Raw genomic sequence first — 9,020 nt, forward strand, 5'->3', positions numbered from 1 at the left:
ATTATTATTTATAATATATAAATTGATTATAATAATATAAATATATAAATTATGATTATAATAATATAAATATATAAATTATATATAAATACTTATCCTTGCTCTACCTTGACAAGGATTTCATTGTATGGTAATTGTATGGTAAAATAAACTTTAATTATATAGTACTAAACTTTAAGCTAACGATCAACGATCGTGAAAACGATCGTTAATGATCTTGGCAGTGATTAAATATGAATTTGAAGAAATTATTCCAGGCAGTTATCTACTATACCAAAGATGAAAACTTTCTCCACATCATGGAAACTCTAGAGGCAATAGTTTCTAAATTGCTATCTTTAGTGATGATGGTCGTGATTATTGGTTCTGTTTTTGACTTGGTAATTTATCTGAGTCGGGAGCTGCTAACTCAAAGCGATAATATCTTAAAAGATAAATTGTTTGTAGTATTTGGATTATTTTTAAATGTGTTAATAGCTCTAGAAATATTAGAGAATATCACAGCTTATCTCAAAAAGCACGTTGTTCATGTAGAATTGGTTATTGTTACTTCTTTGATAGCGGTAGCGCGAAAAATTATTATTCTAGATTTGGAAAAGAAAACAGCCTTAGATCTGATTGGTTTAGCAATCGCAATTTTTGCCCTTTCCATTAGTTACTTGATAATTCGGCAAACAACCCATCGAGATCGATAATAGGTGGAATTGGGAATTTTTCAAACAAGGGCTGTCAAAATAGTTTACTTTACTAAAAAAAATCATAAGCGATCGCTATAATTATAATAAATCAAAAACAACAATTAACTATGGCTTATTACTTTCGATTTGAAGATGAATTTGTAACAAACCTGCGCTGCATTCCCATGATAGTACGCTACAAGCTTGATACTTGCGGAATTAAATTAAAATTGTCTCACTGGAATCAATTTAGTCCACAGGAACGTCAAGAGTTAGTAGAAAAAAGTTGCAGCGAACCAGAGGAAATTCAAGTTTACCGAGAAGGACTACAAAAGCTGATTATTAAATATACGAATAGCCCTGCAACCGATTTAGTAGTAGAGCCCAATCCAGCTTGGATGGATGCTGTAAATATACCCGACACAGTTCAGGAAAAAGCCCAAGAAATAGGTGTTCAACTAACTGTTGAGAAATGGGCTTTGCTAACTCCACTACAACGGTTTGCTCTGATAAAACTTTCGCGTCCTAGTCATGAAAATAAAAACTTTTTACCTGCTCTCCAAGAATTAAATCTAACTTAATAGGCTTAGATATCCATCCGACATACTACTGAGGCTTGGCGATCGCATTTGTAATCTCCACCAGAGTAGGAAACAAGGACTAAATATTCCCACACCGTTAAGTAAATCCACCTAATTAAACATAAGATCGGGATGGCTAAAAAGCTGACTGTATAAACATTCTTCCTTCTCTCCTAGATAACTAAATCCTTCTCTCCTAGATAACTAAATTTTTCTTCCTTCTTCCTTCTTCCTTCTACTTAGTGCTGCGTTCGCTAATGCTCAGCTACCGCTCCCCCCTACCTTGAAACTAGGTCGAGTGCCAATACCCTCTACAATTTCTGTCCACATCGCAGATTCCGTGAAACCCTTACATCCTTAGATATAGATTTTCTGACTTTGAGCGAGGAAATTAGGTTCTTTCCCATATTGGTTGAGCCGTTAAACCTAAGATGTTAGTAATTCCTTCTGTTGGGCGCGATAGATTGGAGGGGATAGTTACAGGGCTAGTCAAATGAAATTTGAGAATATCTATCAATTTTTTCAAGACCCTCCCCCTGTGTATCTCAACAAGGAACTAGCAGTGTGCTATATTCTCTCCGTCTTATTGCACGGAGATTCTTACGGAACTGAGCTGATCGGGCAACTAGAAAGGGAATTCCCAATCTACCGACTTTCTGACACAGTTCTCTACAGCGCTCTTAAATTCCTTGAAGATGAAGGGGTAATTGCAGGTTACTGGAAAAAAGTAGAAGGGCGCGGACGCCCCCGGCGGATGTATCAAATATTCCCGGAATGGCGGCATCAATCTCAAGACCTCGCTCGGCTTTGGCACGAGTATACAGGTCAGGGGAATGGTCTGTCTCAACACCGACACCGGAACTTAGAATCTGGCCAAATGGGTTAGTGCCCTCTTACGTTTGATGCACAACCCTATAGGCCATTATTTGACCTACTTGCGCGATCTGCTCCTTGGCGATCGCGCAAGCTAAACCGCTAAATTTATGTAAAGTAGGAGGAGACAATTTCCATTAAAAGCGCTCCTCCGAGATGAATACTGCCGTTCTTTCCTCAACATTTTTGCTGACGCTGCTGTTGGCTGTAGGTTTGTTTTTCTTCATCAAGGCTTCAGTCAAAGACCGAACAGAACAAGTTAAACTCGTGTCTGAGCAAGCTGAAGATGTTCTGGCAAATGAGTTGAAAGCATATTTTTCCCAAAGATCGTACCGGGTCGCCACCGTAGATGCTCCTAGCCATCAAGTTACTTTTGAAGGCTTGGTTCGCCCTAGTTTGTTTCTGGCTATTTTTTTAACGATGTTGAGTGCCGTAGGGATGCTTTGCCTGGGCTTGGTTTTATCGATGTTAGTTCCTGCTAAAGGGGGCATTTTCCTGCTGTTGGTGCTGGTATCGCCCCTAGCGGGAATATTTTACTGGAAAAAAGCTGGACGCTCTGAACAAGTCTCGCTTAAACTCGAAGGATTAACTCTGGAAGGAAACCAAACTCAGAGTTTAATTACAGTCAGAGCTCACCGCGACGAATTAGCCGCTATGCAAAAAGCTCTAGGCTTGAAGGCGGCGGATTAAACAGCTTGATGTTGGAATATTTGCTTTGCGGGTATAGACTGCTCAGGACTATGCAAGCCGATGGTTAATTAATCTAAAAGTTACCATCTCCTCTCAGTGGCAAGAGGATTTATGATATTGTGAGTGCCAACTGTTAAACTCGCGAAACGCTCCTGATACTATTCCCTAAGAGGAATGTTCGCTTGAAACTCAGTGGGCACTCAATAAATCAATAACAAATCCCCTACCCCCCAGACAAAGGTTTAAGGTTGCAGCTAATCCTTTGAGTTCAGCTAAGCGCGACCCGTTACCCCCACAGCAGTTTTTTCTAGAGCCGCTTCCATCATCATTTTTAAACTGGGGAATAGGAAATGGTTCTCTTCGACGTATTGCGCTCCGAAAAGACCCTTTTCAGCCCAGAAGTATCTATCTGTGGTATGCTCGTTTCTCTTGACCAACAGCAAGGCTGGAGGGACGATCCCCTCAGCATGGATGAATTTACGGGCTGCCGTTACTGGTTTATCTTCGCCGCTTTCGATGCTATATTGAGGCACACACTCAAGAATACGGCGTCCTTCTTGTCTGCGGCGGCTTTTGCGCTTGCGTCTCCTGGCCAATTTCTTTACCTCCTCTGTGAACAGACGGGTGTAGTTATAGCTACCAAATCCGAGGGAATTATATCCTTTCTGGCTCCAAACTTCAACTTTTTTTAATATATCGATACAATTTTAATATTGTTACAAAGCACAAAAAAGGGAATTGTACAGATTTTTCCGACCCTACCCCAGACAATCCAAGCCTTTCAGTTTTTAGAGGCTACCTCTACTCCTGATTTTAGGTCAGCGATGGCTGAGAAAATCAGGCGAGAAAATCTCTAACTTGTTACTTATGGCCTGTGAGCTGTTACATACTTATAATTTTTGTTATATCTCTTAATGCTGCCCTCATGTTAATGCCTGCCAGTTCTGAATTTGTCACCCTTTGCCGATCGCAGGTAGGGTTAATCGCCAGTTTGGGGGCTACCTTTAGTGTAGTCTACTTGACAGAAGAATTGGCTTCTGGGGGTGCGGCGAAGCTAATTCCCATCGTGGCTTACCCTGAAACATCTGTGGAGTGGGAAGAAAATCAGGGTTGGACGCTGTGGTCGCAACAAGAAATGGAGGCGGTTAACCCGACTCCCCGGTTGCTCTCTCCAGAAATTCCCGTAAAGAAACTACCAGCGATACCTGCGATCGCCCCAGATTACCTTGAAGGTGTTGACTGTAACTCTGAGCGAGAGGAACGTCAGGAAAATGATTGGCAGCAGCCTCAAATTGTGCTACCTTTGCTACACGAAGGGGTAATGATGGGCTTGCTTGTCAGCGGTCGGAAAGACAGATCTTGGAATGAACGGGAAGAAGCTCAGATGCAGCGAATTGCTCATAGTTTAGCGATCGCCTGCGTTTTAGATCAACGATCGCAGTGGATGCAGCAGCAAGCGGGCCAACAGCAGCAGCTACAACTTCAGCAGTACGATACGATGCACAACTTGCTACACCAGTTTAAAAGTCCGCTGACAGCCTTGCGAACATTTGGTAAGCTGTTGATGAAACGGTTATTGGTAGAAGACAAAAATCGAGAAGTAGCCGTCAGCATTGTTCGCGAGAGCGATCGCCTTTCGGAGTTGCTACAACAGATCGATCGCACTGTTGACATCGGCGAGAAAAATTTGATACTACCGAGCCAATTGGAGCCAACAAGCAAAAGCGAAAAGATTCAAAACTCTCGCCTGGTTGAAATTTCAGAGTTTCCCGCTGTTGAGCTATTACCTGCGGCTAATTTTTCGGAGCCTTGTTCCGTTGCCGAAGTTTTAAATCCCCTGTTAGAGTCAGCTCGTGCGATCGCAGATGAACGCCACTTAAAACTACAAGCAGAGATTCCCAATAATTTACCCCTAGTGCAAGCTAACGCCAAAGCCTTGCGGGAAGTTTTGAGTAATTTACTTGATAATGCCTTGAAATATACTCAGGCTGGAAGACAGATTTATATTAAAGTCAAAGTAGAAGACAGAAATAATCAAAACCCCAAATTATCTATAGCTAATTCGCCCTTAGTTGGCATTGGAATTAGTGATAGTGGTTCGGGGATTCCACCACAAGATTTAGAGCATTTGTTTGAGCGGCACTACCGGGGAGAAAAGGCACAGACAGAGATTCCAGGTACGGGATTGGGTTTAGCGATCGCCCAAGATTTAGTCCACCAAATGCAAGGTAAAATACAAGCATTTTCCCCTATCAAACCAGAGTGGTTGCCTGTGGGAATTAGAAAGAATGATATCAAAAAAGGAACTACTTTTATCGTCTGGCTGCAAGTACAAACTAAGATCGTAGAAACCGTAAATTAGGTATCAACCAAGAAGTTGCAGACCACTTACGCTTAGTTTGCCAGGAACTGTAACGCCCCCGTCAAGTGGGGTATCCTTAACTGCGCCCAACAGCGGTGGGACATCGATCGCTACGGCAATCCTAAAACAGGACTTACGCTCATGGCCCTAGAAACCGGGTTTTTGAGATCGTATGTGGGTACGGGCGAAGTATTTTCCTCAAAAAACCCGGTTTCTGTGGTTGGGTGTGTAAGTCCTAATTAACAACTTTAGTTGCTAGAGTTCTCCCAAATTTTTGCACAAAGCATTAGCATATAAGGGTGATAGATCGCTACCATCCTCTAAATTCACTGCAAGACGGCCACTGGTTCAAATTGATTTGCGGAGCCAGTTACCAACATTTGCCTGCGGTTCGGAATCTAACCTTGGCTTACACCCTAGCGGGCGCTGACTGTATCGACGTGGCCGCAGACCCCGCCGCGATCGCAGCGGCGCGATCGGCCCTACAAGTGTCCTCCTATCTAGGAACCGAGGCCCGCACCCGAAATTTTGGGTTTCAAGGTTTACCCCTGCTAATGGTGAGCTTAAACGATGGCGAAGACCCGCATTTTCGCAAAGCCGAATTCAACCCAGCTCATTGTCCCACGGATTGCTGGCGGCCCTGTGAAAAAGTTTGTCCGGCCGTTGCCATTGTCTTTGAAGATAGTGGCGCGGAGTTCTCAGGCGTTCTTGACCAGCGATGCTATGGTTGCGGTCGATGTCTCCCGATTTGCCCCAGCCAGCTAATTTTCACTCGTTCTTACGTATCCGCACCCGCTGCGATCGCGCCTTTAGTGTTGCAAGCCGGTGCAGACGCAATAGAAATTCACACTCAAATAGGGAGAGAAAAAGACTTTGCGCGGCTCTGGTCTAGCATATCCCCCCATATCTCCCAACTCCAACTGATCGCCATTAGCTGCCCCGACGGAGAAGGTTTAATCGACTACCTACGGACACTCTATAACATAGTTTCCCCCCTTCCTTGTCCCCTAATTTGGCAAACTGATGGTCGGCCAATGAGCGGAGACATTGGGGCAGGAGCGACTAGAGCCGCCATTAAACTCGGCGAGAAAGTATTAGCAGCTAAATTACCAGGATACGTACAACTTGCAGGCGGAACGAACGATCGCACCGTTAGCAAATTAAAAGCTGCTGGACTCGTGAATGTGAGATTGCCGACTTTCGATTTGGAATCGGGAAATACAGAATCAGCTCCAGAATCTGTAAACCAAATTCACAATCCCAAACCCCAAATCCCCAATTCCAAAACCTACATTGCAGGTGTAGCTTACGGTAGTTATGCCCGCGTCTTGCTGTCACCAATCTTGGAACAGTTAGAAACAAGGCAAATAGAAAGAGCCAAGGCTATTCCTGGCAAGAACGCACCGCCAGCCCTCACAGCTCAAATACCTCTTGCAGCTACGCTCGAAGCCGAACCCAACCTGCTCTGGCAAGCTGTAAGTTTAGCTCATTCCTTAGTTTCACAAATTAAGGGAATTGGTTAACTGTTAACGGTTAACAGTTAACCATTAACTAACAACTAGCAACTAGCAACTAATAGTATCGAGGCGAATGCAGATTACAGACGACCTCAACAAATTACTAGATATTGTCCCAGAAGAAATTCGGCGGCCAATAAAGCAACATCCGCAGCGAGACAGACTCATTGAAATTGTCATGGATCTCGGTCGCCGCCCAGAAGCTCGCTTTCCATCTAAAGCTGAATACCTTTCCGAAACCCTTGTTTCCAAAGAAAGCCTGAACCATTGCATTCAGCGAGTAGGTGACTTTGGTGGGGACAACCGAGCTGGGATCGAGCAAACTCTGCACCGGATCAGCGCTATCCGTAATCGCACTGGCGAAGTAATCGGTCTGACCTTAAGGGTGGGTCGCGCTGTCTTTGGCACAATCGGCTTAATCCGCGATTTGGTGGAAACGGGCCAGTCAATTTTGCTACTCGGTCGCCCTGGAGTCGGTAAAACAACGGCCCTGCGAGAAATTGCCCGCGTGTTAGCCGACGACTTGGAGAAACGAGTAGTAATCATCGACACCTCTAACGAAATTGCTGGGGATGGAGATATCCCTCACCCGGCGATCGGTCGTGCTCGGAGGATGCAAGTTTCCCACCCTGAATTTCAGCACCAAGTCATGATCGAGGCAGTGGAAAACCATATGCCGGAAGTGATTGTGATTGATGAAATCGGCACGGAACTAGAAGCATTAGCCGCACGAACGATCGCAGAACGGGGAGTACAGTTAGTAGGAACTGCTCATGGCAACCGCCTGGAAAACTTGGTAAAAAACCCGACTCTAGCTGATTTAATCGGCGGTATTCAGGCGGTGACGCTGGGAGATGACGAGGCGCGGCGCAGGGGTTCTCAGAAGACGGTTTTGGAACGCAAAGCACCACCTACTTTTGAGATTGCGGTGGAAATGCTGGAAAGACAGCGTTGGGTCATCCACGAGCACGTTTCTGAAACTGTTGATATTCTGCTACGAGGACGACAGCCAAACTTGCAAGTCAGAAGTATTGGAGATTCTGGCGAAGTGATTGTTAGCCAGGAGATGGCAGCAGTGCCTACCAATCCAGCAGGAGTCGTGGGAGCATCGTCTTTCGGGTCGGGGAAAACGACATTTCCAGAAGCCCAAGGATGGCGCGGTTCTGGGAAAATGATCCCACTGCCGCCCCCGAAAGAGCAATTTGCTGCTAAACCCGCGCAACTTTCAGAGGCAAGGTATTTTGAGCAATTGCTTGATGAGTCGCTATCGGTAGATCCAGTTTTACCAGAGGGTCGTTATTCCAGAAATGCTGGGCCGAATGGTGAGGATTTACCACTGCACATCTATCCTTATGGGATTCCGCGTCATCAGTTGGAACAGGTGATTGCAACGCTGAATCTGCCTGTGGTGCTGACGAAGGATATTGATAGTGCGGATGTGGTGTTGGCCTTGCGATCGAATGTCCGCAACCAGTCAAAACTCCGCCATTTAGCGAAAACTCGCCAAGTTCCTTTGCACACGATTAAAGCGGGGACTTTGCCTCTAGTAGCAAGAGCTTTGCGGCGGTTGTTAGATATGGATGACCCCGGAACCCCGGAAATGGCAGATTTGGGTTTATTTGCTCATAGCGGTTCTTCTGACGAGATCGAAGCTTTGGAAGAAACCCGTTTAGCTGTTGAGCAAATTGTGATTCCCAAGGGTCAACCGGTGGAACTTTTACCCCGTTCTTCCCACGTTCGTAAGATGCAACATGAACTTGTTGAGCACTATCACCTGAAGTCTCACAGTTTTGGCGAAGAACCTAACCGTCGTTTGCGGATTTATCCGGCTTGAACGTTTAGGACAAGTAGGGGTAATTGATGAATTGCCCCTACTGGATTTTGGCGTTGGTGAATTAGGGTATGATGATTTGAGAGTGAGATCGCCCAAAAATAACACTTCACAAAACGCAGAGCTTATGCAATGTCCTGAATGTCTCAAAATGTATGTCAATGGCCTGGGTTTTCGAGCAATTGGGAGAGTCAAAAATGTGCATCATACGACAATCATTAATTGGGTCAAACAAGTAGGAAAACTCTTGCCAGATTTTTATGAGCCAGAAATAACTCCACAAGTGGGAGAATTAGATGAATTAGAAACATTTGTTGGCTCAAAAAAAATAAAACCTGGTTATGGACAGCAGTAGACCATTTTCAACCAGGTATTCTAGGATGGGTTTTAGGCGACCATAGTGCCAGAACCTTTGAACCACTATGGGAGATTGTTAATAAATGGAAATGCCATTTTTATGTGACCGATGGATGGAAAGTTTACCCTAAG

8 protein-coding genes and 1 pseudogene are annotated in these 9,020 nt (G+C 44.7%); 8 read left to right on the forward strand and 1 reads right to left on the reverse strand.

Features of this window, described 5'->3' with window-relative positions; genetic code table 11:
* Positions 1 to 233 precede the first annotated feature (233 nt).
* The 4 genes from OSCI_RS01545 to OSCI_RS01560 all read left to right on the forward strand — a co-directional run bounded on the left by OSCI_RS01545 (position 234) and on the right by OSCI_RS01560 (position 2,821).
* Positions 234 to 695, forward strand: a complete 462-nt coding sequence (locus OSCI_RS01545; protein WP_007353082.1) for a phosphate-starvation-inducible PsiE family protein — start codon at positions 234 to 236, stop codon at positions 693 to 695.
* 110 nt (positions 696 to 805) lie between these two features.
* The gene (locus OSCI_RS01550; RefSeq protein ID WP_007353083.1) at positions 806 to 1,258 is read left to right on the forward strand and encodes a nitrate reductase associated protein; all 453 of its coding nucleotides are present in this window, start codon (positions 806 to 808) and stop codon (positions 1,256 to 1,258) included.
* Positions 1,259 to 1,751: 493 nt separating this feature from the next.
* On the forward strand, positions 1,752 to 2,144 hold the full coding sequence (locus tag OSCI_RS01555; RefSeq protein ID WP_007353084.1) for a PadR family transcriptional regulator: 393 nt from the start codon (positions 1,752 to 1,754) through the stop codon (positions 2,142 to 2,144).
* A 143-nt stretch (positions 2,145 to 2,287) separates the two neighbouring features.
* A complete protein-coding gene (locus tag OSCI_RS01560; RefSeq protein ID WP_007353085.1) occupies positions 2,288 to 2,821 on the forward strand; it encodes a cofactor assembly of complex C subunit B in 534 nt (177 codons plus the stop codon).
* 272 nt (positions 2,822 to 3,093) lie between these two features.
* Here the strand turns inward: OSCI_RS01560 and OSCI_RS01565 are convergent, their stop codons facing one another.
* Positions 3,094 to 3,417 (reverse strand): DUF3155 domain-containing protein, encoded by a 324-nt coding sequence (locus OSCI_RS01565; RefSeq protein ID WP_007353086.1) that lies wholly within the window; start codon positions 3,415 to 3,417, stop codon positions 3,094 to 3,096.
* A gap of 329 nt (positions 3,418 to 3,746) precedes the next feature.
* On the opposite strand from OSCI_RS01565, the gene OSCI_RS01570 reads away from it, so the two are divergent.
* From OSCI_RS01570 to OSCI_RS28115, 4 genes and pseudogenes are all read left to right on the forward strand, one after another.
* Positions 3,747 to 5,183: a GAF domain-containing sensor histidine kinase gene (locus OSCI_RS01570; RefSeq protein WP_007353088.1), complete on the forward strand. Its 1,437-nt coding sequence runs from the start codon at positions 3,747 to 3,749 to the stop codon at positions 5,181 to 5,183.
* A gap of 299 nt (positions 5,184 to 5,482) precedes the next feature.
* Positions 5,483 to 6,706: a circadian clock protein LdpA gene (gene ldpA, locus OSCI_RS01575; RefSeq protein WP_007353089.1), complete on the forward strand. Its 1,224-nt coding sequence runs from the start codon at positions 5,483 to 5,485 to the stop codon at positions 6,704 to 6,706.
* Positions 6,707 to 6,773: 67 nt separating this feature from the next.
* Positions 6,774 to 8,534 carry a R3H domain-containing nucleic acid-binding protein gene (locus tag OSCI_RS01580; protein ID WP_007353090.1) on the forward strand — a complete coding sequence of 587 codons (1,761 nt, stop codon included), beginning with the start codon at positions 6,774 to 6,776 and terminating at the stop codon, positions 8,532 to 8,534.
* A 136-nt stretch (positions 8,535 to 8,670) separates the two neighbouring features.
* Positions 8,671 to 9,020: pseudogene (locus tag OSCI_RS28115) on the forward strand (IS1 family transposase); the annotation flags it as partial.

Source organism: Kamptonema sp. PCC 6506 (genome assembly GCF_000180455.1).
GTDB classification, from domain to species: Bacteria; Cyanobacteriota; Cyanobacteriia; order Cyanobacteriales; family Microcoleaceae; genus Kamptonema; species Kamptonema formosum.